This is a genomic window from Paraburkholderia sprentiae WSM5005 (assembly GCF_001865575.2).
Classification (GTDB): domain Bacteria; phylum Pseudomonadota; class Gammaproteobacteria; order Burkholderiales; family Burkholderiaceae; genus Paraburkholderia; species Paraburkholderia sprentiae.
In genome coordinates this window covers 2,207,760-2,231,291 of record NZ_CP017562.2, presented here as the reverse complement: position 1 = coordinate 2,231,291, position 23,532 = coordinate 2,207,760, and the positions used below count along the sequence as shown (strand labels likewise).

The following is a 23,532-nucleotide window of genomic DNA, read 5'->3' as shown; positions in this document are numbered from 1 at the left end:
AGCGATCACGTCGCGCACCTTTCAGGAGTCTTCCGATGGACGCTGAAACGCTGCTGTCACAAAGCCAGCACATTGCCTCAAAAATCACCCACGTGCTGCAAAAGCGCACGCAAGTCGCCCAGCGGCGTCTGAACGAACGAGTCGCCGAAACGCTGGGGGCCGATCACGACGGCGCCCCGAGCGCAAGCGCGATGCCCGCGCCGTTCGATCCGCTGAGTGCATGGCAATACATGGTCGATGCCACACAGCGCTCGCTGCTGTTCTGGGACACGCTGTATCGGCGCGGCAACGAGTTCGTCGAACGCAGCGTTAGCGGTCCGACGCCGGTGCTGCATTTCGACTACGACATGGTGCTGGACGGCCGCAGCTTCGAGCGGCCCGTCAACTATGCGCTGCTGCAACTGCGTCCGCTCGACGGCGTGAGCGTCGACGTGCGCAAACGCCCGTACGTGATCATCGATCCGCGCGCGGGACACGGTCCCGGTATCGGCGGCTTCAAGGACGATTCGCAGGCGGGCGTCGCGCTGCGCGCCGGCCACCCGGTCTACTTCGTGGTGTTCTTTCGCGACCCCGAGCCCGGTCAGACCCTGCTCGACGTGTGCATCGCCGAGCAGCGATTCGTGCGCAAGGTGCGCGCGTTGCATCCCGACAGTCAGAAGCCGGCGATCATCGGCAATTGCCAGGGCGGCTGGGCGGCGATGATGCTCGCCAGCTCGGACCCCGACGAGACGGGTCCGATCGTCATCAACGGTGCGCCGATGTCGTACTGGAGCGCGGCCTGGAGCGAAGGCGAGGGTGACAATCCAATGCGCTACGCGGGCGGCATGTTGGGCGGCGCGTGGCTCGCGTCGTACGCGGCGGATCTCGGCAACGGCAAGTTCGACGGCGCGTATCTGGTTCAGAACTTCGAAAACCTGAACCCCGCCAACACGTTCTGGGACAAGTACTACCACCTGTTCTCGAACATCGACACCGAGCCGCCCCGCTTTCTGGAATTCGAGCGCTGGTGGGGCAGCTACTACCTGATGAATCGCGAGGAGATCGAATGGATCACGCGCAATCTGTTCGTCGGCAACAAGCTGTGGTCGGGCGGGGTGACGAACGGCAGCGGCCAGACTTTCGATCTGCGTGAAATCCGCTCGCCGATCATCCTGTTCGCGTCGATGGGCGACAACATCACGCCGCCTCAACAGGCGTTCAACTGGGTGGCGGACCTGTATGGCAGCACCGAGGAGATCAAGTCACGCGGCCAGGTGATCGTCGGTCTGATGCACGAAAGCATCGGGCATCTGGGCATCTTCGTATCCGGGAAAGTCGCGAAGAAGGAGCACAAGCAGATCGTCTCCGTGCTCGAGACCATCGAAACCTTTCCGCCGGGCCTTTACGGCATGACCATCAGCGAGGCCACGAACGCGGCCGGCGAGATCGAATACGCAGTCGAATTTCATGAGCGGCGGCTCGAGGAGATAGCCGCGCGTCTGAACCGCTTCGGCCGCATCGACGAAAAGCCGTTCGAAGCAGTCGCCGCGGTGTCCAATCTGAATCAGCGCATGTACGAACTGCTCGCGCAGCCGTTCGTGCAGGCAATGTCGAACGAAACGAGCGCCCGCATGCTGCGCCAGTTCCATCCGCTGCGCTGGCAGCGCTGGGCCGTGTCCGCGATGAACCCGTGGCTTGGCTGGTTGCCGGCGGCCGCACAATCCGTTCGCGACAATCGCCAGCGGGCCGGCGCGGACAACCCGTGGAGCAAGCTCGAACACAACGGCTCGCAAATGATCAGCGCGTCGCTCGACTATTACCGCGCGATGCGCGACGCGGCGACCGAGGCCAGCTTCTTCAGCGTGTACGCGAATCTGTATGCGACGTATCTCAGCAAGCCGTCCGCGGATAGTGCGCCCGCGCAAGCCGGCGCGATCGATCCGCGCGAGCTGCCGTTCGTGCGCACGGCGCTGCGGGCGATCGGCGACGGCGGCTACACGGAGGCGCTCGCGCGCGCGGCCTTCCTGTTGTCGCGAAGGGGCGCATCGTTGCCGCTCGCGCGCTTCGAGCTGCGCAAGGAGCTCGCCGAAAGCTATGCGGCGTACCTGCCCGACATCAGTCCCGATCACTGGCGGCGCATCCGGGGCGAACAGGAAATCATCGTCAGCTGCGAGCCGGACGAGGCGATTGCCACCCTGCCAAAGCTGCTTTCCCACCGCGAGGACCGGGAGCGCTTTGTGCAGCTGCTCGACAAGCTGGTGAGCGACGAGCGCGTGTTGAACTCCGCGCCCGACGCCGCGCAAAAGGAGGCGTACCAACGCATCCGCGCGGTGCTGGGTCCGCGCGTGAGCCGCAAACGCGACGCGCGTTTGCCCGACCGAACTCGCGCGTGAGCGAGCGGCGCGAACCCAACGCGCGGTAAAGACGAGGAATACGCTGATGGAAAAGCACGCGAAGTACCAGCGTTTGATCGCATTCAGCCAGACCCTGCCGCCGTTGCCGACCGCGGTCGCGCATCCATGCGACCTGAGTTCGCTGAACGGCGCGGTCGAAGCGGCCGGGATGCGACTGATCGCGCCGCTGCTGGTCGGGCCGCGCGCGCGCATCGAAGCGATTGCCGCGGAGCACGGTATCGACATATCGGACTTCACGATCGTCGATGCGCCGCATAGCCATGCCGCTGCCGCCATGGCCGTGCAACTGGTGCGCGAAGGCAAGGCGGAGGCCCTGATGAAAGGCAGCCTGCATACGGACGAGCTGATGGCCGAGGTGATTCGCCGCGAGGGGGGCCTGCGCACCGGGCGGCGCGTCAGCCATTGCTTCGTGATGGACGTGCCCGCTTACGAGAACGCGCTGATCATCACCGACGCCGCGATCAACATCGCGCCGACGCTCGAAGAGAAGGTCGACATCCTGCAGAACGCGATCGACCTCGGGCACGCGCTGAAGCTGGACGAAGTGCGCGTCGCGATCCTGTCCGCGACCGAGAGCGTCAATCCGAAGATTCCATCGACGGTGGAAGCGGCGGCGCTGTGCAAGATGGTGGATCGCGGCCAGATTAGCGGCGCGCTCGTCGACGGTCCGCTCGCGCTCGACAACGCGATCAGCATCGAGGCCATGCGCATCAAACGCATCGAGTCGCGGGTTGCCGGACGCGCCAATGTCTTGATGGTGCCGGACCTCGAAGCGGGCAACATGCTCGCGAAGAGCCTGTCGTTTCTCGCCGGCGCGGACGCGGCGGGCATCGTGCTCGGCGCGCGCGTGCCGATCATTCTGACGAGCCGCGCGGACTCCCTGACGACGCGTCTCGCGTCGTGCGCGGTGGCTGCGCTGGTGGCGAAGGCGCGGCGCGAGGCCGGCAAGGTGCTGGGGTGACGCCATGGCGGATGTGATCCTCGTATTGAACGCGGGGTCGTCGAGCCTCAAGTTCAGCGCCTTCGACGCGCAATACGCGCAACTCGAACTGATTCTGCGCGGCCAGATCGAAGCGCTCTACACGAGCCCGCGGTTTCGCGCGACAGATCGCGACGGCGAGGTCAGCTCGCACGAATGGGGCGATGGCTACCGGCTCGGTCATCAAGGCGCGATCGAATATCTGGGCGGCTTTTTGCGCGACCACGGCGGCGGCGAGCAGCTCAAGGCGGTCGGGCATCGCGTCGTGCACGGCGGGCAGCACTTTGCCGGGCCCGTCGTCGTGACCTCCGACGTGCTCGACGAGCTGGAGAGCCTGAGCCCGCTCGCGCCGCTCCATCAGCCGCACAACCTGAAACCGATTCGCATCCTCGCGCAGTTGCGTCCCGAGCTTGCACAGGTCGCGTGCTTTGACACCACGTTTCATCGCACGCAGACCGAGACCGCGCAGGCCTACGCGCTGCCCGCGTCGATTACCGGGCGCGGCGTGCGGCGCTACGGCTTTCACGGGCTGTCGTACGAATACATCGCGAGCGTGCTGCCGCAGATCGCGCCGGCCGCGGCGGCGGGACGCACCGTCGTCGCGCATCTGGGCAATGGCGCGAGCATGTGCGCGATGGTCGCGGGCAGGAGCGTGGCCAGCACGATGGGCTTCACGGCGGTGGAAGGCCTGCCGATGGGTACGCGTTGCGGCAGCCTCGACCCCGGCGTGATTCTGTATCTGCTGGACGAGCTGCACATGGATTCGCGGGCGATCGCGCAGCTGATCTACCAGGGCTCGGGCTTGCTCGGTATGTCGGGCCTCTCGGGCGACATGCGCGCACTGCTCGACAGCGACGACCCGCGCGCGCGCTTTGCCATCGACGTGTACACCTACCGCATCGGGCGCGAACTCGGCAGTCTCGCCGCGGCGATGCAAGGTCTCGACGCACTGGTACTGACGGCCGGCATCGGCGAGCACGCCGTCGCGATCCGCGAGCGGATCGTGCGCGACGCGGCGTGGCTCGGGGCCGAACTCGACGAGGCGGCCAATCGGGCGGGGGGCCCGCTGATCAGCCGCGCTTCGAGCAAGCTGCCGGTCTGGGTCGTGCCCACCAACGAGGAACTGATGATCGCCCGCCATACGCTTGCTGTCGTCGCATAGAGGAGTTTCACCATGCCTGTCGAGCAATCGCGTTTGATTCTGGAAGGAGCAAAGGCTCTCGTGACCGGCGTCGCCAACGAAGCTTCGATTGCCTATGGTTGCGCGAAGGCGTTTCACGAACTCGGCGCAAGCGTTGCGCTCACCTATGCGAACGACAAGGCGATGCCGCATGTGGAACCGATTGCGAAAGCACTCGATGCCGAGATCTTCATGCCGCTCGACGTAACGGGCGAGGACCAGATGGAGGCCGTGTTCGATCGGATCGAAAAGACGTGGGGGCGTCTCGATATTCTCGTTCACGCGATTGCCTGGGCGCCGAAAGCGGATTTGCATGGCGGACTGCTGCGATCGTCGCGCGAAGGCTTCCTGAGCGCGATGGACATCTCCTGTCATTCGTTCGTGCGGATGGCGCGCCTTGCCGCGCCGCTGATGAAAGACGGCGGCACCATGCTGACGATGAGCTACTACGGCGCGAACAAGGTCGTGCCGAACTACAACCTGATGGGCCCCGTCAAGGCGGCGCTCGAGGCCTGCGCGCGCTATCTCGCGTTCGAACTGGGGCCGAACGGCATCCGCGTGCACGCGATATCTCCCGGGCCGCTGAAGACCCGCGCCGCTTCGGGCTTGAAGGATTTCGAGCTGCTGCTCAACGAAGCGGTGCAGCGCGCGCCGATCGGCGAACTGGCCGACATCATGGACGTCGGTTATAGCTGCGCGTTTCTGGCCACGCCGTATGCGCGGCGGCTTTCCGGTTCCACGTTGTATATCGACGGCGGACTGAACATCGTGGCATAGGAGCAAGCATCATGGCTGAACTGTTTCTCGGCAACCTCGACGAAAGCGTCTCGGACGAAGAGATCGGCGAGTTCCTGATCCGCTACGGGTTCCCGCGCTTCAGCGCGATTCAGCGGGTGCCCGGCACGGGTTCGCGGCCCGGCGCGGTGGTCGTGTTCGACGCCGTGAGCAGGGACGGACTGCGTCTGCTGCAAAACCGCGTTCATAACCTGTTCTGGAAGAACCACACGATCACCGCGCAACTGCTGCCCGAGCGCGACGAATCGTGACGGGCGACGGGAGCCGCGCATGGGTCTGCTGTCGCGGTGGCTGACGAAGCGCGCCGGGTCCGAAGAGCGCGACGATCCGCAGGCGACGGCAATCGTCGAGCGAATCGTTGGACTGTGTCCGTCGTTGCGACTCGCGCGCAACTACGCGTCGCGCCTGCTACCGGCCGTGCAACGCACGACCGCCTATCTGGTGCGGCTCGTCGATGAAGTGCCGCCCGCGCGCGAAGCGAACGCGGCGGCGTGGGCGGCGGACCCCTATATCCACGCCTTTTTCGCCACGCCCGACGATGTCTGTCCCGCCTTTAACCGCTCGCACGAACTCAACGTGTTTTTCAACGACCATCCCGCTGCCGATGAAGCCTTCGCGGTGCTCGGGATGGCCATCGACGAGCGGCATATCTTCGGTGTTGGGCAACACGGCGAGGCGACGCATACCGACGTCGCGCAGACGACCATCAACTTCAGCGATCACCAGGTGCGCGTATGCGGCGAATCCGAAGCCGCATTGCGACGGGAAATCGTGCTGCGGATCGTCGATCAGCTCGTGCTCGAAGGGATCGCCAGGATCGAGGCCGATACCTCGCGGCAGGACGAACTGCAACGCGAAAAGGCGCTTCTGAAAACGCGCCTGACGATTCTCGAGCGGCAGGGGGCGGGCGTGCGCTCGTTGCTCGGCAGCGACGCGTCGTCGAATTTCGCGGACGTGGCGCGGCTCCAGGCGCAGATCGAGGAGAACGATCGCGCTCTGGCGCAGTTGGGCCTGAAGACCGAAGCGCTGGAGCGGCATCTCGATGTGATTTGCGGCGTTCTGGCCGCGCCGGATGCCCATTTCTATGTGCTGAAGAGCACCTTCCGGCTCGACCGGATGAATGTTGTCGTGGCAGAGGGGGATACGCGGCCCGCGCAGGAAATCGAGTTTCGCCTTGCGCGTCTGCCGGCGAGTCCCGAGGCGATACGGGTCTTCTCGACGGTGCGCTTTCGGCGCGGCGATTTCGCGCCGGCCCGCAGCACGCTCGAGCACGCGCATCGTCTGATCTGACGCGCGCCGTGCTTTTGGGGGGCGTTGGGCCGTGATCGCCATCGTGGTTGCGGCCCGATTCGAGTTGCTCGCTGAACTGCCCGGCAGACTCGTGCGCGCTATTTGCTGGCGAGCGGCTCCACGGAGATGGCCACCGCCTCTTTATAGACCGCTTGCATATGGTCGCCTTTTTTGATCCGGTTGAGCTGTTCGGGGTCCTGCACGATCAGGTCCACCGTATTGCCTTGCGGGCCTTTCAGCGTGACCACGCCGCTCCGGTGATCGACGGCTACCACGTTCGCCATGATCGTGACTTCGCGCGAGGCCGAGCCGCCGGGTTTCGCGCCCGCCGGCGTGCGATCGAGCGTGTGCGTTTCATTGGCGCTCAGCGGCGCGTTGCCCTTTTTCAGCGTGATGGTCAGAGCCTGCGAATACTCGGCTTTGACCACGTCGCCGACCTTGATCTGGTCGAAGTTGCGTGCTTCCTCGCCGACCACGACCTGTACGACCTTGCCCTTCGGATCCTTCAGCCAGACGGTGCGGGTTTCCGGCTCGATGCCGACGACGGTCGACGTCGTGGTGACCGTGCCCGACACGCTGACCTTGCCGGGCTCGCTCTTGACCACGACCGGTACCTCTGTCTGTGCGAACCCCGTATTCGCGAGACAGACGAGCGCCGCCGCAATGATGAGTTTGCCGTTTGTCATGCTGCTCTCCTTGAACACCGCGACTCGACGCGCGCTTGCGCGCTCATTGGACCGTGTAACCCCGCCCGGACATGCATGCGGCGAAAGCGCGATTGAACGTGTCCATCGAGCCTTGCGTTTGCGCCTGCGACTGTGCCGCGGCCGCGCGCCGGTTCTGCCGCGCGCGCGATCCGCCGACCATCGTGCCGGTCGCGGCGCCGATCGCCGCGCCCTTGCCGGCATCGCCCGCAATCGCGCCGATAACCGCGCCGCCAGCCGCGCCGCGCGCGGCGCCCTGCACCCGCTCGCCACCTCCCACCGCGGGTCCGGAAGGCGGGGGCGGGGCATTGGCGACCGCGGTCGGATCGACGCCGGTATTACTGCGCGCCCACGAATAGCATGCGCCTTCGTCCTGCTGCTGTTTCTGCTGGCTTTGCCCTTTGGCCGGATAGGCAATCGGCCGCGATTGCGCCATGCCTTCCAACGACAGCGATGCAGTCAACGCGGCGACAATCAAGTATTTCGTCGATCTATTCACGACAGCTCCTTGCGTGAGCACGTACGGGTGCAAGTCGCGGCTGCCTGTTCGCTCAGGCGTGAGGGCGCAACCGGCACCCGTGAATGGACATTCTGGTGGGACCGGTGGCCGCGCGGTGGTCGCGCAGCAATGGCAGGTTCGCTTTCATCATGGCGTCGCAGGCCTGTCGCGCGCAATGGGACCAAGGTCGTATTTGCAATCCCGTCCCTGGTTTCCAAACTGTATTCATGCAACAGGTGCATGTCGTTTTTCATTGCTTCGGACAACTGTCGGTTAAACATGGCGATCCAGGGGGCCTGGCAGCATGGCGGCCTGGGGGCGCTGACGAAGCGCGAGGGGAAGCATCGATGGACCGCGGTCCGCGTGCGCTTGCACGCATCATCCCGTTTGCAACGACAGTCGATAGGCGTGCGCGACGCGTCAGTCACGTGCTGGGCGCAGCGCTGCTCGCGTGCTGCGGCGCGTTCTCTGCTTTGTCGCTGGCGCAGGCACCGGCCGCGACCGCCCCTGCGAACGCCGCCCCAAACGCCCCCGTTCCCGCGGCGACGCTCGACCAACTCGTCGGACCGATCGCGCTATACCCGGATGACCTGATCGCGATCATCCTTCCTGCCTCCACTTATCCCGTGGAAATCGTTCAGGCCGACCGCTTTCTGGATCAGTACAAGGCCAACAAGTCGCTGAAGCTCAACGACGCGTGGCACGATCCGGTGAAGGCGCTGCTGAACTACCCCGACATCGTCAAGAACATGAGCAGCGATCTCGACTGGACCATCAATCTCGGCGAAGCCGTCGTTGCCGATCAGAGTTCGGTGCTCGAGGCGATTCAGCGCTTCCGGCGGCAAACGCAGTCAGCGGGGCATCTGAAATCCGACGACAAGCAGGTCGTGGTCGTCGAGAAAGAAGTGATCAAGATTCAGCCTGCCGATCCGCAGGTGATCTACGTCCCGCAGTACAACCCGCAGACCGTCGTCGTGGCGAGTGCGCCCGTGACCTACGCCTACGCGCCCACGCCGTATCCGGCCTACTACTATCCGTACGCGCCCGGCGCCGCGCTCGCGACGGGGCTGATCTGGGGCGCGGCGATTACCGCTGCCTGGAACGGCGGACACTATCAAACGAATTACGGAGGCGGCGGCAACAACAACATCAATATCAACCGCGAGAGAAATGTCGAACGTGGTGATAGAAGCGTCGAGCGCGGCGATAGAAACGTCGAGCGCGGCAATATCAACACGGGCGACGTCAACCGCGGCGGTGGTCGTGGACAGGCAGGGGGTTCGTCCGCGTGGACCCCGGACAAGAAGCCGGGGCAGGTCAGCGGCGTCGCGGACCGCTCGGCGCGCACGCAACGGGTCGGCGATCCGCCCTCTCGCGGCGGCGCGGGCGCAGGTGCGGGTGCAGGGGCAGGCGGAAATCGTGGCGGTGCGGGCGGCGGCGACTTCGGAGGTCGAGGCGCCGGCGGTGCGGGTGGCGGCGCGGGGGCAAACTTCGCAGGCGGTGGCGGGGGCGCAAACTTCGCGGGCGGTGGCGCGGGCGCGCAAGGGCGGCCGCAGCCGAGCCAGCGTCCGGCGACGTCGGCGGGCACACGGGAAGCGAATCCGCGCGCGGCACAGTCGCGCGGCGGTGACGCGTTCAGCGGCTACGGCTCGGCGCGCGACGCACAGGCCAACAGCGCGCGCGGCGCGGCGAGCCGTCAATCGGCGCAAGGCGGCGGCGGATTTTCCGGCGGTGGCGGCGGACGCGGCGGCGGTGGTGGTTTCTCGCCGCGGGGCGGCGGTGGCGGTGGCGGCCGCGGTGGCGGCGGACGGCGATAAGGAGCAGCCATGAGCGGGCAGAGCATTCCCCGAAAGCGCGCACGCGTCGATTCGCTGCGACGTGTTGCGTCATCGTGCCGACTGTGTGCGATGGTGCTCGCGCTGTCGGTGCCGTTGGCCGCGTTCGCCGAAGGACAGCGAACGTTCGCCACGCCGGAAGACGCGGTCGCCGCGCTGTCCAACGCACTGAAGACCGACGACGAAGCGGCGCTCGTCGCGATCTTCGGCGAAGCGCACAAAAGCCTCGTGGTTTCGCCTGACCAAGCGGAGAACGAGGCGAACTGGGCCAAGGCGAGCAAGGAACTCGACGCGTATCACGTGCTCGACGATAGGGGAACGAACCGGCGGATTCTGCTGGTCGGCGACGAGGCGTGGCCCATGCCGGTGCCAATCGTGAAAGAGGGGGGCACGTGGCGCTTCGCCACGGAGCAGGGCGAAGAAGAACTGATCAATCGACGGATCGGCTCCAACGAGCGCGAAGCGATCAAGGTGCTGCAGGCCTATATCGACGCGCAGCGCCAATACGCGTCGCAAGACCGAAACCACGACGGCCTGCTCGAATACGCGCAAAAACTGGCCAGCACGCCGGGCAAGCATGATGGCCTGTATTGGCACACCGATGAAACCAGCGACGAAGAACAGAGTCCATTCGGACCGCTCGTGGCCGCCAGTTCCGAATATCTGAAAGGCCACGCGGCGGGAGATCCCTACCGAGGCTACCAGTTCCGCATTCTGACCCGCCAGGGCAAGAGCGCGCCCGGCGGGGCGTTCAGCTACGTGATCAACGGGCACATGATCGCGGGCTTCGCGATGGTCGCTTATCCGGCGTACTACGGCACGAGCGGTGTGATGACCTTCGTGGTCAACAACAACGGCGTGATCTACCAGAAGGACCGTGGCAAGCATGCGCCGCCCGTGACCGAGTTCAATCCGGATCGCACATGGCAGCGCGTCAAGGATCCGCTCTGAGCGGCTTCGGGATGCCCTGAAGCCATTGCCGCAGAGCGCGCCGGTGCTTCCGGCCGGTGCTTCCGTCAAGTCAGCTTCCATACTCGAGGCGCTACGTTGAGCAAGCCTTCCAGCGTCACCGGCCTCTCGACCGCCGCGCCGCCCATGCGTGGGTGGCGTGCCGCGTTTCCTCCCGCGCAGTGGCTGCGAAGCTATCGGCCCCGATGGCTCGTGAACGACGCGGTCGCCGGCGTGACGCTCGCGGCTTATGGCATTCCGGTATCGCTCGCGTATGCGCCGCTCGCGGGCTTGCCGGCTCAATACGGCATCTACGGCTATCTGGCCGGCGGCGTCTGTTACGCGCTGTTCGGCTCGTCGCGCCAGCTCGCGATCGGCCCGACCTCGGCGATTTCGATGCTCGTCGGCGTGACGGTCGCGACGATGGCCGGCGGCGACCCGGCGCGCTGGGCTTCGATTTCGGCGCTCACGGCGGTGTTGATCGCCGGCATGTGTGTGATCGGCTGGCTGCTGCGGTTGAGCTCGCTCGTCAGCTTCATCAGCGAGACGATCCTGCTCGGCTTCAAGGCGGGCGCCGCGCTCACGATCGCGATGACCCAGCTGCCGAAACTGTTCGGCGTGAAAGGCGGCGGCGAGTTTTTCTTCGAACGGATCGCGGTGCTGTGGGGGCAGCTTCCGCTCACCAACCTCAGCGTGCTCGGGTTCGGCGTCGTTTGCATCGCGTTGCTACTGCTCGGCGAAAAATTTCTGCCGGGGCGTCCGGTAGCGCTCGTCGTCGTCGCTGCTTCGATCGTCGTGTTGTCGCTCACGCCGCTGGCCAGCCGCGGATTCACGCTGGTGGGCGCGCTGCCGCGGGGCTTGCCTGAATTCCGTCTGCCGGGGCTGCGGTTGCGCGATGTCGACGGCATCGTCCCGCTCGCGTTCGCGTGTCTGCTGCTGGCCTATGTCGAGAGCGTATCGGCCGCGCGCGCGCTTGCGCAGGCGCATGGCGACGAGATCGACGCCCGCCAGGAATTGCTGGGTCTCGGAGCGGCCAATCTGGCCGCGGGATTGTTCCAGGCCTATCCGGTCGCGGGCGGCCTTTCGCAATCGTCAGTGAACGACAAGGCCGGCGCGAAAAGCGCGCTTGCACTGGTATTCGCGTCGCTCGCGATCGGCTTCTGCCTGATGTTCCTCACCGGGCTGCTCGCGAATCTGCCCAACGTCGTGCTGGCGGCAATCGTGCTCGTGGCCGTGAAGGGCCTCGTCGATGTCGGACAGTTGCGTCATGTGTGGCGCGTGAGCCGCTTCGAATTTGCGATTTCGATGGTGGCGTTCGCGGCGGTGTTGTTGTTGGGCATCCTGAAGGGCGTCATCGTCGCGGTGCTCGTGTCGATGCTGCTGATCATCCGCCGTGCCGCGCATCCGCACGTCGCCATGCTGGGCCGTATTCCCGGCACGCGCTATTTCTCGGATCTGCAACGTCATGTCGAAAACGAAACGATTGCGCATGTGCTGGCGGTGCGCGTCGAAGCGTCGTTGCTTTACTTCAACGCCGAGCACGTGCGCGAGACCATCTGGCGATTGATCCACGCCGCGCCCGAGCCTGTCCGGCTCGTGATCTGCGATCTGTCCGCGTCGCCGGTCGTCGATCTGGCGGGCGCGCGCATGCTCGAAGCGTTGCAGGTCGCGCTTCAGGCCGCGGGCACCGCGATGAAGGTCGTCGGCGCCCACGCGGAGGGGCGCGACATACTGCGCGCCGAGGGGCTCGAAGTGCGTGTCGGCCACATCGGCCGGCGCGCTTCGGTGGCGGACGTCGTCGACGCGTTCCAGCAAAACGGCGATCTCGCGGACGTCGCGAAGCGCAGATGAAGCGAGGAGATACCCAGGTCATGCGAATTTCGTTCCGCCGCGCACGCTCGCGCTGTGGCTTGCCGCGACGCGACGCTCGTCGCGGTGCCGAAAGGGCAGGCGCAGAGCTGAACGCCGGTCGCCTGCAAAACCGGCAATGGGCTGATGCATAATTGGCCCAGCGTTTCGCGGCTCATGCACGAGGCAAATACATGGAACACTCCTACGCTAGCGAAGATACCGGCAACCTGATCCTGCTCGAACACGTCAACCTGAAGATTCCCAACCAGGTGCTCGCCACCGCCTTCTATGTCACCGGACTCGGGCTCACGCGTGATCCGTTCATGATGACCGGTGTCGAGAACATGTGGATCAACATCGGCCGATCCCAGATTCACTTGCCGCACGGCGCAGCGCAGCGACTGCGGGGCAGTGTCGGTCTCGTGGTAGGCGAGCGTGAAGCGCTCGTGAGGCGTCTACGCTCGGTCGAGCCGCTGCTCGCCGGCACCGCGTTCGGCTGGTCGGAGCGCGCAGGCAGTGTCGAAGTGACCTGTCCATGGGGCAACCGCTACGCGTGTCTGGATCCCACGGGTCGATCCACTTCGGACCCCTGGTCGGAAATCGATCTGGGCATTGCGTTCGTGAAGATGGATGTGCCGCTCGGCAGCGCGTTGCCTATCGCGCGCTTTTACCGCGATATTTTCGACGCGACGGTCGACATCGAAGAGCAGCATGGATTGCACCGCGCGGTGATCGACGTCGGCACGCATCAGCAGCTGCTGTATGCGGAAACGGCCGAGCCCATTCCTGAATACGACGGCCACCACATCGCCATTTACACCGCTGCTTTTTCAAGGCCGTTCGAGCGCCTCAACGCGAAAGGCCTGGTCTATGGAGAAGAGCCGCACCAGTACCGGTTCGCCGACCTCGTCGATCTGTCGTCCGCGGAGCGCTGCTTCAGGATCGAGCACGAAGTGCGGAGCCTGCATCATCCGCTGTACGCGCGAGCGCTGGTGAACCGGAACCCGGAACAGACCAACCGGAATTATCAGAAGGGTGCCGATTTGCGCGGCGGGCGCTTCTGATCACAGCAATACGCGGCGGGAAGTGCAGCGCCAGCTCACGCGCTTCCCACTCCTTAACGTTTTAACCTGGAAAATCCACGACACATCGCCTACCCTTAAACGAGCCGGTTTTCCGCGGACCCGTGCATCACTTCTCCCCTCTCTGCGAAGCCGACCCGTCCTGACAGAGCAAACAACGATTCGAAGTCGTACGCTTTTGTTGTCTGCGAGGGTTGCGCCATCGTGCTCTTTCACGCTGTCGTCCGCGTGGATCCATGTCGCACTCCTGCGCTGCAAATCATAGGAACGATAAAAAGCTAGGAGACGCTGATGCCATTCAACCGCATTCAAGGAATTGTCGGCCTGCCGCTGCTCGCCATCGCCTTAGGCTTGCCCGTGGCCCACGCCGCCGACGAAGTTCAGAACAGCTCGACCACTACGGCAGCGCCGATGCCATCGACGCTTCAGCCCGTGACCCAGGAACAGCTCGATCGCGCGAGCGGCACGACGGCGGCCTGGCTGCATCCGAACGGCTCGTACGCGCAGACGCGCTTTTATCCCGGCTCGCAGATCAACCGGACGAACGTCGCGAAGCTCAAACCGGTGTTCATCTTCCAGACGGCCGTCAGCGAGTCGATGGAAACGGCGCCGATCGTGTCGAACGGCGTGATGTTCCTGACCACGTCGTTCAATCACGTGTACGCGATCGATGCGACGACGGGCAAGGAGTACTGGCATTACAAGCACAAGATGGGTCCCGTCACGACGTTCTGTTGCGGGCCCAACAATCGCGGCGTCGCGATCTCGGGCGACCGGCTCTATATGGGCACGCTCGACTCCAAGCTCGTCGCGCTCGACGCCAAAACCGGCAACGTGTTGTGGCAAAGCCAGATCGCCGATCCCGACGAGGGCTACTCGGAAACGATGGCGCCGACGGTCGTCGACGGCAAGGTGCTGATCGGCACGAACGGCGGCGAGTACGGTATTCGCGGCTTCGTGAAGGCGTACGACGCGAATTCCGGCCAGTTGCTGTGGACCTTCTACACGATTCCGGACAGCGGCCAGGAAGGCGTGTGGGCCACCAAAGACGCGACCGGCCGCGACGAGAAGCGCGACATCGACGCGGAGAAAAAGCAGCTGGCCGACAAGGGCGGCGACTTCTACAAGACGCTCGGCGGCGGTGTCTGGATGACGCCGGCAATCGACCGGCAGACGCATACCGTGTACTTCGTGGTCGGCAATCCGTCGCCGGACCTGTATGGCGCGGTCCGGCCGGGAGACAACCTCTATACGGATTCGCTCGTCGCGATCGATCTCGACACCGGCAAGTACAAATGGCACTACCAGTACGTGCCGCACGATGTGTGGGACCTCGACGCGGTGAGCCCGCCGATCCTGATCGACGTGCGCGACAACGACGGCAAGATGATCCCCGGCATCGTGCATGCGGGCAAGACCGGTCACGTGTACGTGCATGACCGCGCGACCGGCCGGCTGATCCGCTTCTCGCAGGCGATGATTCCGCAGGAGAACATGTGGACCTTGCCGACCGCGGCCGGCGCGCGCATGCTGCCCGGCGCGAACGGCGGCGTCGAGTGGTCGCCGATCGCGTTCGATCCGCACACGCGCCTCGTCTACGCGGCCAACCTGCATCAGCCGATGACGTACCAGGTCGAGGAAGCCGCCTATCCGGGCGGCAGCAAGCTGTGGCTCGGCGGTGCGTTCAAGGTCATAGCGAACGAGCAGCAATGGGGCAAGCTGTCGGCCGTGAACGTCGACACCGGCAAGATCGCATGGGATTACAAGACCGACCAACCGCTCATCGGCGGCGTGCTCGCGACGGCGGGCGGTCTCGTGTTCAACGGCGAGGGCAACGGTCTGTTCCGCGCGTTCGATGCCGCCAGCGGCAAGAAGCTGTGGGAGTTTCAGTGCGGCGCAGGCGTCAACGCGCCAGCCGTGTCGTACACGGTGAACGGCAAGCAGTACATCGCGGTCGCGGCGGGCGGCAATACGCAGATCGACTTCAAGCGCGGCAACAGCGTCGTCGTGTTCGCGGTGCCATGAGGCGGCCGGCGCGGACGGGCGCGCCGGCGGTGGCGCGCGCCGCATGGGTGGCGCTGCTATGCGGCGAGCTGATCGCCGCATCGCTGCCGTCGGGCGCGCGCGCCGACACCGAGGCGGGCAAGGCGAAAGCGCAGGTGTGCGTGGCCTGTCACGGGCCGATGGGCAATTCGACCAGTCCGGACTATCCGATTCTGGCCGGGCAAACCGCGCGCTATCTGTACCTGGAACTGAAGGACTTCAAGCAGGGGCGGCGCAGCGATCCGCGCATGTCGCCGATGGCGGCGAACCTGTCGAGCGAGGACATGCAGGACCTCGCCGATTACTTCGCCGCGCAAAAGCCCGTATCGGTGCCGTTCAACGCGGATGGCGCGAGCATCGAAGCGGGTCGCAAGAAGGCGGCCGAGGTGCTGTGCACGATGTGCCACCTGGGCGGCTTTTCCGGGCAGAACGAGATTCCGCGCGTGGCCGGTCAGCACTATCAGTACATCGTCAAGCAATTGCAGGACTTTCGCTCGCACACGCGCACCAACGATGCGGGCAACATGACCAGCGTGACGCGCAATCTGACCGACGACGACATCCATCATCTGGCCGCCTATGTCAACAACCTTCAGTAGCACGGGGGACGACACCATGAGAGACGTGTTCGCCCGGCCGCTCGCGGCCGCCGTTGTGCTCGCCGCCGCAGCCGGCGCGTGCGTGCCGGCGCTCGCGCAGGATCAGGGGGAAATCAACCGCCAACTGCTCGCGGCCGCCAAGGACGACGATCAACAGTCGGTCGTCGCGGCGTTGCAGCGCGGCGCGTCGGTCGATGCGATGAACCGCATCGGCGACACCGCGCTCGTCACCGCGTGCAAGAAGGGTGACGCGGCGATGGCGCGCACGCTGATCGAGCGCGGCGCGAACGTGCAGCATGTGAACGCGCCGGGCGACACGCCGTTGATGGCCGCCGCCTACGGCGGCTTCGATCAGATCGTCGCGCTGCTGCTCGCGCATGGCGCCGATCCGCTCGCGACGGATCGCGTCGGCAAGACCGCGATGGAATACGCGGCGGGCCAGGGACATGCGAAGGTCGTGAGTGAGCTGCTCGATGCCGGCATCGACGTGAACCGGGCCTACAAGAACGATCTGACCGCGCTGATGTGGGCGGCGGGATACGATCGCGCGGAAACCGCCCAACTGTTGCTCGCGCGCGGCGCGGACCGGTCGTTGAGGGACAACCGCGGGATGACGGCGAAGGACATCGCGGTGCAGACGAAGTCGGAGCGGGTCGCGGCGTTGTTATCGGCGAGTTAGCGGCTTGAATCAACGCGCCATGCCGGTCGCGCTTGCGCCAGAATCGCCGGCAAGGCCTCGAACGAATCGATCAGTGCGTCGCCACGCGGCATCTCCGCGCCGCTCGCGCCGCCATAGCCGTAGCTGACGATAAAGACCGGCAGACCGGCCGCGCGCGCCGCCGCCACATCGACCGATGAATCGCCGACCAGCGCGCTACGGGCGGGCTCGACGTCGAGCAGCCGGCACGCGTGCCAAAGCGGCTCGGGCGACGGCTTCATGCTCGCCACGGTGTCGCCCGCGACCAGCACGTCCAGATATGCGGCAAGCGCCGTTTTCTCGAGCAGCGCTGCCGCCAGCGTTTGCGGCTTGTTGGTCACGCACGCGCAGCGGTATCCGTGCTGCCGCAATGCGTGCAAGCCGGCCATCACGCCAGGAAAAACCCGACCGAGCTTCGCGTTGGTCATCGCGTAGTGCCGCTCGAACACGGCCTGCGCGTGCTCCAGCTCGACGTGCTCGCCGAGGCCCGCCGCGTCCAGTGAGCGGCGCACGAGCCTGCGTACGCCGTTGCCGATGAAGCCGGTCACCATGTCATACGGCAGCGGCGCGGCGCCGAAGTCTTTCAGCATCAAGCCGGCGGCCGCGACGATGTCCGGCGCGGTATCGACCATCGTGCCGTCCAGATCGATCAGGACTGCGCGGCAATCGCGGTTTATCGCCATCACACGCTCCCGGTCGCGCTCGCCTGGCCCGCGTCCGGTGCGCCGCGCGCGGCCGTATCGGGACCGCGCGCGGCGTCGTCATGCCAGCGGCGCAGTGTGGCGAGATCCACCCAGCGATGCCATTCGCCGCGCACCATCGAAACAATCGGCGCGTGCGGATCGCCGAGATGAGGCAGCACGGCCAGCGCGCCATCGAAGTCCTCACGCGCGGTAAACGCGCTCGGCGTGACGACGACGGGCACATGCGCGGCGCGCGCCGCCAGCAGGCCGTTGCGCGAGTCTTCGAAGGCGAGGCATGCAGCGGGCTGCAAGCCCAGCTGTTCGAGCACGTGGCGATAGACGTCGGGAGCGGGCTTTTTCGCCGGCGTGGTGCCGGCGTCGCCGATTGCCGCGAAGCGATGGCGCCAGCTCGCGCCGAAATGCGCGTGCAGCAGCGCGTCGAGGTTGGCGGGCGTCGTGGTCGTCGCGATTGCCACGCGCAAGCCGGCCTCGTTCGCTTCGTCGATCAGACGCGCGATGCCGGGTCGCAGCGGCACGCCGCGCTCGCGCATCCGCTCGGTGTAGTGGCGCGTCTTCAGCGCGTGCAGCGCGTCGACGGCCTCTCGCACCCGCGCGCCCCCGGCTTCTTCGCACTCGACCGTGCGCCAGTAATGGAGCAGACGCTCCTTGCCGCCCGCCACTTTCAGAAGACCCGCATAGAGCGCCTCGTCCCAGGACCAGTCGAGGCCCGCTTCGGCAAACGCGGCATTGAATGCGTGCAGGTGAGCGGTCTCGGTGTCGGCGAGCGTGCCGTCGACGTCGAAGATGAGGGCTTGCATCGTGCGGTCCTCGCGAGGGTGGTGTGCCGTTCAGACCCGCACCACGATAGCCGAGCCGCTCGCCGATTCAAATTCAGAGATTCTTTCGCCGCCGGTAAGCGGACCTTATGTACCGGCGTGCGCCGGAACTCGCACTCCCCCGCGCTGCGTCATTTGCCCAACTGCGGATCGGTCACGAAACCCATCTTCGTCAGCCCGCCGCGCTGCGCCGCCGACATCACGATCGCAACCTGCTCGTACGGCACCTTGCGATCGGCGCGCAAATGCAGCTCCGGCTGCGGGGTCGCGAGCGCGGCCTGCGCGATGCGCGCGCGCAAGCCGTCGTCGGTCACGGGCTGGCCGTCCCACAGCAGCGTGCCGTCCGCCTGCACCGCGACGTCCACGTGCGCGGGCTTGACCGCCTCCGGCTGGCTGCTCGCGTGCGGCAGATCGACCCTGACCGCGTGTTGCAAGGCCGGAATGGTGACGAGAAAAATGATCAGCAGAACCAGCATCACGTCGACGAGCGGCGTCATGTTGATCTCGTTCATCAGACCTTGATCGTCGTCGTCGGAGAAAGGGCTCATTGCCATTCGAGGTCTCCGTCTCGGGTGGGGTTCGTTGCGTTGGTGCCGCCCGGCACCACGCGCATCTGCGGCCCGGCGCTCGACGGCAATTGCGAGCCGGTCACGAAATACGCATGCAAGCCGTGCGCGAAACGCTTCAGACGCGCGACGATCGAGCGGTTCGCGCGCGTCAGACCGTTGTAGCCGAGGACGGCCGGAATCGCGACGAAGAGCCCGAACGCCGTCATGATCAGCGACTCGCCGACCGGACCGGCGACATGATCGATCGACGTCTGACCGGTCTCGCCGATCACGATCAGCGCGTGGTAGATGCCCCATACGGTGCCGAACAGCCCGACGAAAGGCGCGGTGCTGCCGATCGACGCGAGGATCGCGAGGCCGCTTTGCAGGCGCGCGACCGTCTCCTCCATCGTGTCCTGCAAACGCCGGGTGATCCAGTCGGACACGTCGATGCGGTCGTGCAGATGCTGCTGCGTTTGCCGATGGTGCGTCGCGGCTTCATGGCCCGCCAGCGCGAGCGCGAGCAGCGGGTTGTCGTGCGCGCTCGAGTCCGGGTGGCCGAGACTGCGCAGCCCATCGTCGAAGCGGTCTGCGCTCCAGAAGCGCGCGTCGCTGTGGCGGGTCACGCGCCTGAGGCGGATCAACTGCCACAGCTTCACGATGATCACCGTCCACGACAGCACCGACATGATCACGAGCACGCTCAGAATGCCGCGCGTGACGATATCACCTGAATCCCAGACGTTTGCGAGTCCGTAATGTTGCATGGCGAGTCCCTTCGTTTAATGTCCCTGATCTGGTTCGCGGTTCGCTCACTCGGTCAGTCCGAACACGAACGACTGCGAGTACGCCGCGCGCAGCGGCGTGCCGTTTTCGGTGTACGGCTGGCAGGCGCCCGCATGGACGGCGGCGAGCGCCGCGTCGTCGAGCCGCGCGGAGCCGCTGCTGGTTTGTAGCTGCGCCGTTTCGATATGCCCGCTCAGCCCGACGACGAAACGCACGATGGCGGTGCCATGCTCGCCGCGCCGCTTCGAGATGTCGGGATAGTCGGGCTTCGGAATCGAGCAGTCGACATGCGACACGTTGCGCGGCTCGCTCGATGCGCGCACCGCCGGATGGGCGGCGGGAGCCGACGCCGCCGATGGCGCGGCGGCCGCTGCCGTCTCGGGCACGGCGGTTTGCGTGACGGGCTGCGCGCTGCTTTCGCGCGACGCGGACGGCTTGGGCCGCGGCGTTTCAACACTGCGCGGCACCTGCGCGCGCGGCTGTGGCACCGGTTTGACGCGCGCGGCGGGGCGCGTGACGGGCGGCGTGGGCGCAGGCGGAACGACAGCGGCGCGTGTGGGCGGCGCGGCAGGCGAAACAACGGGCGGGGAGGGTTCGGGGCTCAGCAGCAACGCGGTGATCGTGCGCGGCTCGACCTGACGCTCGACGATGCTGTTGCGCGCGCTCAACGCGATGGCGAGCAGCACCAGATGCGCGACGATCACGGCGCCCAGCACGATGGCCACGCCGCGGTAATCGGCCGCGCGATGCGTAGAACTTTCTGGGTTCCCCATGGCAACTTGCAGCTTCATCGTCACCTCCGCGCTCATTGTCCCCCGCAGCCCCTGCTTTTCAAACCCCAATGGCCGGCGCGAAGCAATTCGGGAAAATCTCCCGTCCGATTCGCGTTGTCAAACAATCGCCCGGTGGGCTACCTTGAAACGATGACGCGAACCATCGCGGCGCCGCGATTTCAACCCGGAGTACCACGATGCTGGAGACACGGACTTTCCCCCGACCGCCACGCCGTTCCCTCGCGCTGGCCTGCGCGTTCATGCTGGCGAGCGCCGCGCATGCCGCGAGCGCGCCGCTCGCCTACGTGACGAGCGAGAAGGCCGGCGTCGGCGTGATCGATATCGACCAGATGACGCTGGCGCAGACCTTTCCGGTCGGCGCGGACGGCCCGCGCGGCCTGAGCCTGAACGCCGACGGCACGCGCCTGCTGGTCGCGAACAAGAACACGAACGATCTCGCGGTGATCGACACGGCCACGGGCAAGGTCGTGCAGCGCGTGAAGATCGGCAAAAACCCTGAATTCGTGCGGGTGCGCAACGGCTACGCGTACGTGACCTACGAGCCCGGCGAGGAGAGCGGCCCGCCGGGAGCCAAACCGGCAGGCAAACCCGAGGGCAAGCCCGACGCGAACGCGGGCGGCAAGCCCGGCGCGGACGACGACGACGCGAACAAGCCGCCCGCGGAAATCGCGATCATCGATATGAAAAACTGGCGTGTGATCCGCTCGGTCACGAGCGGCCACGAAACCGAAGGCATTGAATTTTCGCGCGACGGCCAGATGATGCTCGTCACCAACGAAGGCGACGACACGGTGTCGATCTATCACGCTCGCACCGGCGCGCCGATCCGAACCGTGAAGCTCGCGGCGGGCGGCCGGCCGCGCGGCATCCGGCTGTCGCCCGACGGCAAATACTATGTGGTCACGCTGGAGTCGCTCAGCAAGTTCGTCGTGATCGACGCGCATACGTTCGACGTCGTCAAGACCGTCGACACCAAACTCGGGCCCTATGGCGTCGCGTTCGGCCCGAACGGTCGGCGGCTCTTCGTGGCGGCCGCGCGCGACAAGGTGGTGCAGGTGTTCGACGGCCACACGTACGAACATGTCACCGATGTGCCGGTCGGTCAGCGTTGCTGGCATTTCAGCTTCACGCCGGACGGCTCGAAGCTGATGGTCGCGTGCGGGCGCTCCGACGCGGTCTATGTGCTCGACGCGAACAGCTATCAGCCGCTCAAGCAGATCGGCGAGTTGCCGCTCGCGTGGGGCATCGTCACGTATCCGCACAGCGACGGCTCGATTGAGTCGCACTGAGCGAAGCGGGCGAATGAGCTGTTGTGGGGTGCTGCCATAGCAGCATGTTCGCGCGCGGCGTCGCCGCCGCGAGCAAGCGATGCCGAGCGAATACGCCGCTGATGCCCCGGATACCTCGAGAAACAGATGATGTGATCATCGCAACGGCGCCGGCCGCATTGCAAGCTCGATGCGCGAAAAACGGTATTCTTCGAAGAAGTGACCGGTTCCCATGGGCAGGTGGAACAGCAGCGCGTGATATTCGACCTTCATGTCGCGCCGGAAGACCAGATCACCGTTGGCATCGATCCACAAAGTATCTTCTGTCGTCACGTGATTCGGTCCATAGTCGGACCGCACTTCTTCCGGTTCGAAAGTAAGATGCATTACACCGCTTTCGCATGTGACACGCTGCGCTTTCATGAAGCCCGTCCGAAATTCGCCGATCTTCACGTCGCCGTAGAAAGTAGCGACGACGTACTGATTGTCGCCCGACGGTATCAGCGTGGCGTAGTCGGGAGGCGTGACGATGTGGTGATCGTCCGTCCTGTATTGGCGGACCATTGCTCTCCATGCATCTACGTCGCCAACAGGCAATGCTAAATCGATCGGCAGTCTCGTGCCGATCTGCTGGGTCGGATCCCCGCGCACCATCTGACCGGCGCCCGAATACTTGCCGCTCAAATTAGGGCATACAGCCAGCGATGCATTCGCCAACGAGTGCGACGGGACGCCGACCGCCGTGGGCTGCGCGCATCCTCCGGCACCTAGGAGTAACAGGAGCGAGATGGCAAGAAGCGCTTGCTTCATTGGTTATCTTTGTTCAACTGGTCATCAGCTGGCGTTCAACCGCAGCCTTGTCGATGACCGACCAGACTTCATGTATCTTGTTTCCAAGCAACTCATAGAAGACGTTCTCGGCAAACGCGACGCGTTTCCCCTCTACGGGCAGTCCGAGAAATGTATCGATAGGCGTACAGTCAAACTGCAATCGGCTCGCAATACGCGGTGGCTCGCAGACGAGAAGTTGAATTTCAAAGCGTAGGTCCGGGATTTCGCGGAAATCTCTCTCAAGCATCTCGCGATAGCCTGACAAGCCGATCCGTTGGCCGTTGTATTTCACGTCATCGCGAACAAAGCCTCCGAGCTTCGACCAGTCCTGCGCGTTCAAGCAGGCGATATAGCCCCGGTATACCTGAGAAAGATTGATTTCGCCCATGACAATCGCCCCTCATCTGCCGACAGTTGCTTGATTTTCGGGGATCCACGCGATGATGTCGAGTGTCGTTGCCGACGCTCGCGTACAGCATGCCCGGTCCAGGCTGCTGACGCGCTTTACCTGTTCGAGTCCCTGTTCGAGGTCACGCAGGTTCAGTATGTCGCCCTCGCGGGCCGGGAGGCCGTTTTCCATGTGCCGCGCGTGGCGGGGTCGGCGAAGCGGATCGCGCGTACGACACCGGGCACCAGTGCAAACTTTAGCGTGCCGGTTGACAGGTCCTGCTCGGGCAGCAGCACGCGTGTCGTGATGTGGCCGCGACCGAGAATTGTCTGCTGCAATCCCTTGGTGAGCGTATCGAGTGCTGCCTTGCCGACGCATTGGCCACGGTAGGATCGAGACAGCGACCATCAACGGATAGCCGACGCCCAGACTGGCCTTGCGAAGCGCAAGCGCATAGAGAGCAAATCCGACTCCGTAAGAGCCTATTGCGGCCACGCGGAGCA

23 protein-coding genes and 1 pseudogene are annotated in these 23,532 nt (G+C 65.3%); 14 read left to right on the top strand and 10 right to left on the bottom strand.

Going from position 1 to position 23,532, the window contains the following annotated elements:
• Positions 1–35: 35 nt before the first annotated feature.
• Genes BJG93_RS26900 through BJG93_RS26875 form a run of 6 tightly spaced genes read left to right on the top strand, consistent with a single transcriptional unit; the run spans position 36 to position 6,637 of the window.
• On the top strand, positions 36–2,372 hold the full coding sequence (locus BJG93_RS26900) for a DUF3141 domain-containing protein (RefSeq protein ID WP_027195125.1): 2,337 nt from the start codon (positions 36–38) through the stop codon (positions 2,370–2,372).
• 46 nt (positions 2,373–2,418) lie between these two features.
• A complete protein-coding gene (locus BJG93_RS26895; RefSeq protein WP_027195124.1) occupies positions 2,419–3,354 on the top strand; it encodes a phosphate acetyltransferase in 936 nt (311 codons plus the stop codon).
• Positions 3,355–3,358: 4 nt separating this feature from the next.
• Positions 3,359–4,534, top strand: a complete 1,176-nt coding sequence (locus BJG93_RS26890; RefSeq protein WP_027195123.1) for an acetate/propionate family kinase — start codon at positions 3,359–3,361, stop codon at positions 4,532–4,534.
• Between the two features lie 12 nt (positions 4,535–4,546).
• Positions 4,547–5,329 carry an enoyl-ACP reductase FabI gene (fabI, locus tag BJG93_RS26885; protein ID WP_027195122.1) on the top strand — a complete coding sequence of 261 codons (783 nt, stop codon included), beginning with the start codon at positions 4,547–4,549 and terminating at the stop codon, positions 5,327–5,329.
• A gap of 11 nt (positions 5,330–5,340) precedes the next feature.
• Positions 5,341–5,598, top strand: a complete 258-nt coding sequence (locus BJG93_RS26880; RefSeq protein ID WP_027195121.1) for an RNA recognition motif domain-containing protein — start codon at positions 5,341–5,343, stop codon at positions 5,596–5,598.
• Between the two features lie 19 nt (positions 5,599–5,617).
• Positions 5,618–6,637, top strand: a complete 1,020-nt coding sequence (locus tag BJG93_RS26875; protein ID WP_027195120.1) for a hypothetical protein — start codon at positions 5,618–5,620, stop codon at positions 6,635–6,637.
• A 98-nt stretch (positions 6,638–6,735) separates the two neighbouring features.
• Here the strand turns inward: BJG93_RS26875 and BJG93_RS26870 are convergent, their stop codons facing one another.
• Together BJG93_RS26870 and BJG93_RS26865 are read right to left on the bottom strand one after the other, a co-directional pair.
• Positions 6,736–7,323, bottom strand: a complete 588-nt coding sequence (locus tag BJG93_RS26870; protein WP_027195119.1) for a hypothetical protein — start codon at positions 7,321–7,323, stop codon at positions 6,736–6,738.
• A gap of 43 nt (positions 7,324–7,366) precedes the next feature.
• Entirely contained in the window at positions 7,367–7,840 is a 474-nt protein-coding gene (locus BJG93_RS26865) for a glycine zipper family protein (protein WP_027195118.1), read from the bottom strand.
• A 347-nt stretch (positions 7,841–8,187) separates the two neighbouring features.
• On the opposite strand from BJG93_RS26865, the gene BJG93_RS26860 reads away from it, so the two are divergent.
• From BJG93_RS26860 to BJG93_RS26830, 7 genes are all read left to right on the top strand, one after another.
• A complete protein-coding gene (locus BJG93_RS26860; protein WP_071336614.1) occupies positions 8,188–9,657 on the top strand; it encodes a DUF3300 domain-containing protein in 1,470 nt (489 codons plus the stop codon).
• Between the two features lie 9 nt (positions 9,658–9,666).
• Positions 9,667–10,626, top strand: coding sequence for a DUF2950 domain-containing protein (locus BJG93_RS26855; protein ID WP_027195117.1), 960 nt, complete (start codon positions 9,667–9,669; stop codon positions 10,624–10,626).
• 144 nt (positions 10,627–10,770) lie between these two features.
• Positions 10,771–12,474 (top strand): SulP family inorganic anion transporter, encoded by a 1,704-nt coding sequence (locus BJG93_RS26850; RefSeq protein WP_407675324.1) that lies wholly within the window; start codon positions 10,771–10,773, stop codon positions 12,472–12,474.
• Positions 12,475–12,665: 191 nt separating this feature from the next.
• On the top strand, positions 12,666–13,538 hold the full coding sequence (locus BJG93_RS26845) for a VOC family protein (protein WP_027195115.1): 873 nt from the start codon (positions 12,666–12,668) through the stop codon (positions 13,536–13,538).
• A gap of 309 nt (positions 13,539–13,847) precedes the next feature.
• Complete coding sequence (locus BJG93_RS26840; RefSeq protein WP_027195114.1) at positions 13,848–15,581, top strand: pyrroloquinoline quinone-dependent dehydrogenase; 1,734 nt, start codon at positions 13,848–13,850, stop codon at positions 15,579–15,581.
• Positions 15,578–16,198, top strand: coding sequence for a c-type cytochrome (locus BJG93_RS26835; protein ID WP_027195113.1), 621 nt, complete (start codon positions 15,578–15,580; stop codon positions 16,196–16,198). Before BJG93_RS26840 ends, BJG93_RS26835 begins: the two co-directional genes overlap by 4 nt.
• Before the next feature lie 16 nt (positions 16,199–16,214).
• Complete coding sequence (locus tag BJG93_RS26830) at positions 16,215–16,877, top strand: ankyrin repeat domain-containing protein (RefSeq protein ID WP_027195112.1); 663 nt, start codon at positions 16,215–16,217, stop codon at positions 16,875–16,877.
• On the opposite strand, the gene gph is transcribed toward BJG93_RS26830, so the two are convergent.
• From gph to BJG93_RS26805, 5 genes are all read right to left on the bottom strand, one after another.
• Positions 16,874–17,578: a phosphoglycolate phosphatase gene (gene gph, locus BJG93_RS26825; RefSeq protein WP_027195111.1), complete on the bottom strand. Its 705-nt coding sequence runs from the start codon at positions 17,576–17,578 to the stop codon at positions 16,874–16,876. The genes BJG93_RS26830 and gph overlap by 4 nt on opposite strands.
• Positions 17,578–18,396: an HAD family hydrolase gene (locus tag BJG93_RS26820; protein ID WP_027195110.1), complete on the bottom strand. Its 819-nt coding sequence runs from the start codon at positions 18,394–18,396 to the stop codon at positions 17,578–17,580. The genes gph and BJG93_RS26820 overlap by 1 nt, the downstream gene beginning before the upstream one ends.
• 149 nt (positions 18,397–18,545) lie before the next feature.
• A complete protein-coding gene (locus BJG93_RS26815) occupies positions 18,546–18,968 on the bottom strand; it encodes an ExbD/TolR family protein (protein ID WP_027195109.1) in 423 nt (140 codons plus the stop codon).
• Positions 18,959–19,729, bottom strand: coding sequence for a MotA/TolQ/ExbB proton channel family protein (locus BJG93_RS26810; RefSeq protein WP_027195108.1), 771 nt, complete (start codon positions 19,727–19,729; stop codon positions 18,959–18,961). Before BJG93_RS26810 ends, BJG93_RS26815 begins: the two co-directional genes overlap by 10 nt.
• 45 nt (positions 19,730–19,774) lie before the next feature.
• Positions 19,775–20,539 (bottom strand): TonB family protein, encoded by a 765-nt coding sequence (locus tag BJG93_RS26805; RefSeq protein ID WP_231337525.1) that lies wholly within the window; start codon positions 20,537–20,539, stop codon positions 19,775–19,777.
• A 179-nt stretch (positions 20,540–20,718) separates the two neighbouring features.
• On the opposite strand from BJG93_RS26805, the gene BJG93_RS26800 reads away from it, so the two are divergent.
• On the top strand, positions 20,719–21,831 hold the full coding sequence (locus BJG93_RS26800; protein ID WP_027195106.1) for a YVTN family beta-propeller repeat protein: 1,113 nt from the start codon (positions 20,719–20,721) through the stop codon (positions 21,829–21,831).
• 135 nt (positions 21,832–21,966) lie between these two features.
• Here BJG93_RS26800 and BJG93_RS26795 read toward each other — a convergent pair whose 3' ends face one another.
• The 3 genes and pseudogenes from BJG93_RS26795 to BJG93_RS26785 form a co-directional block, all read right to left on the bottom strand.
• Positions 21,967–22,620 carry a hypothetical protein gene (locus tag BJG93_RS26795; RefSeq protein WP_027195105.1) on the bottom strand — a complete coding sequence of 218 codons (654 nt, stop codon included), beginning with the start codon at positions 22,618–22,620 and terminating at the stop codon, positions 21,967–21,969.
• A 13-nt stretch (positions 22,621–22,633) separates the two neighbouring features.
• Positions 22,634–23,029 carry an ester cyclase gene (locus BJG93_RS26790; protein WP_027195104.1) on the bottom strand — a complete coding sequence of 132 codons (396 nt, stop codon included), beginning with the start codon at positions 23,027–23,029 and terminating at the stop codon, positions 22,634–22,636.
• 96 nt (positions 23,030–23,125) lie between these two features.
• Positions 23,126–23,418: pseudogene (locus BJG93_RS26785) on the bottom strand (POTRA domain-containing protein); the annotation flags it as partial.
• Between the last annotated feature and the right edge of the window lie 114 nt (positions 23,419–23,532).

Excerpts from the sequence above, each read along its gene's own strand:
- BJG93_RS26840 (WP_027195114.1), top strand. The coding sequence starts at position 13,848 with ATGCCATTCAACCGCATTCAAGGAATTGTCGGCCTGCCGCTGCTCGCC.
- BJG93_RS26820 (WP_027195110.1), bottom strand. The coding sequence starts at position 18,396 with ATGCAAGCCCTCATCTTCGACGTCGACGGCACGCTCGCCGACACCGAG.
- BJG93_RS26800 (WP_027195106.1), top strand. The coding sequence starts at position 20,719 with ATGCTGGAGACACGGACTTTCCCCCGACCGCCACGCCGTTCCCTCGCG.
- BJG93_RS26855 (WP_027195117.1), top strand. The coding sequence starts at position 9,667 with ATGAGCGGGCAGAGCATTCCCCGAAAGCGCGCACGCGTCGATTCGCTG.
- BJG93_RS26810 (WP_027195108.1), bottom strand. The coding sequence starts at position 19,729 with ATGCAACATTACGGACTCGCAAACGTCTGGGATTCAGGTGATATCGTC.
- gph (WP_027195111.1), bottom strand. The coding sequence starts at position 17,578 with ATGGCGATAAACCGCGATTGCCGCGCAGTCCTGATCGATCTGGACGGC.
- BJG93_RS26895 (WP_027195124.1), top strand. The coding sequence starts at position 2,419 with ATGGAAAAGCACGCGAAGTACCAGCGTTTGATCGCATTCAGCCAGACC.
- BJG93_RS26815 (WP_027195109.1), bottom strand. The coding sequence starts at position 18,968 with ATGGCAATGAGCCCTTTCTCCGACGACGACGATCAAGGTCTGATGAAC.
- BJG93_RS26830 (WP_027195112.1), top strand. The coding sequence starts at position 16,215 with ATGAGAGACGTGTTCGCCCGGCCGCTCGCGGCCGCCGTTGTGCTCGCC.
- BJG93_RS26870 (WP_027195119.1), bottom strand. The coding sequence starts at position 7,323 with ATGACAAACGGCAAACTCATCATTGCGGCGGCGCTCGTCTGTCTCGCG.
- BJG93_RS26845 (WP_027195115.1), top strand. The coding sequence starts at position 12,666 with ATGGAACACTCCTACGCTAGCGAAGATACCGGCAACCTGATCCTGCTC.
- BJG93_RS26850 (WP_407675324.1), top strand. The coding sequence starts at position 10,771 with ATGCGTGGGTGGCGTGCCGCGTTTCCTCCCGCGCAGTGGCTGCGAAGC.
- BJG93_RS26860 (WP_071336614.1), top strand. The coding sequence starts at position 8,188 with ATGGACCGCGGTCCGCGTGCGCTTGCACGCATCATCCCGTTTGCAACG.
- BJG93_RS26880 (WP_027195121.1), top strand. The coding sequence starts at position 5,341 with ATGGCTGAACTGTTTCTCGGCAACCTCGACGAAAGCGTCTCGGACGAA.
- BJG93_RS26900 (WP_027195125.1), top strand. The coding sequence starts at position 36 with ATGGACGCTGAAACGCTGCTGTCACAAAGCCAGCACATTGCCTCAAAA.
- BJG93_RS26875 (WP_027195120.1), top strand. The coding sequence starts at position 5,618 with ATGGGTCTGCTGTCGCGGTGGCTGACGAAGCGCGCCGGGTCCGAAGAG.
- BJG93_RS26805 (WP_231337525.1), bottom strand. The coding sequence starts at position 20,539 with ATGAAGCTGCAAGTTGCCATGGGGAACCCAGAAAGTTCTACGCATCGC.
- BJG93_RS26835 (WP_027195113.1), top strand. The coding sequence starts at position 15,578 with ATGAGGCGGCCGGCGCGGACGGGCGCGCCGGCGGTGGCGCGCGCCGCA.
- fabI (WP_027195122.1), top strand. The coding sequence starts at position 4,547 with ATGCCTGTCGAGCAATCGCGTTTGATTCTGGAAGGAGCAAAGGCTCTC.
- BJG93_RS26790 (WP_027195104.1), bottom strand. The coding sequence starts at position 23,029 with ATGGGCGAAATCAATCTTTCTCAGGTATACCGGGGCTATATCGCCTGC.
- BJG93_RS26795 (WP_027195105.1), bottom strand. The coding sequence starts at position 22,620 with ATGAAGCAAGCGCTTCTTGCCATCTCGCTCCTGTTACTCCTAGGTGCC.
- BJG93_RS26890 (WP_027195123.1), top strand. The coding sequence starts at position 3,359 with ATGGCGGATGTGATCCTCGTATTGAACGCGGGGTCGTCGAGCCTCAAG.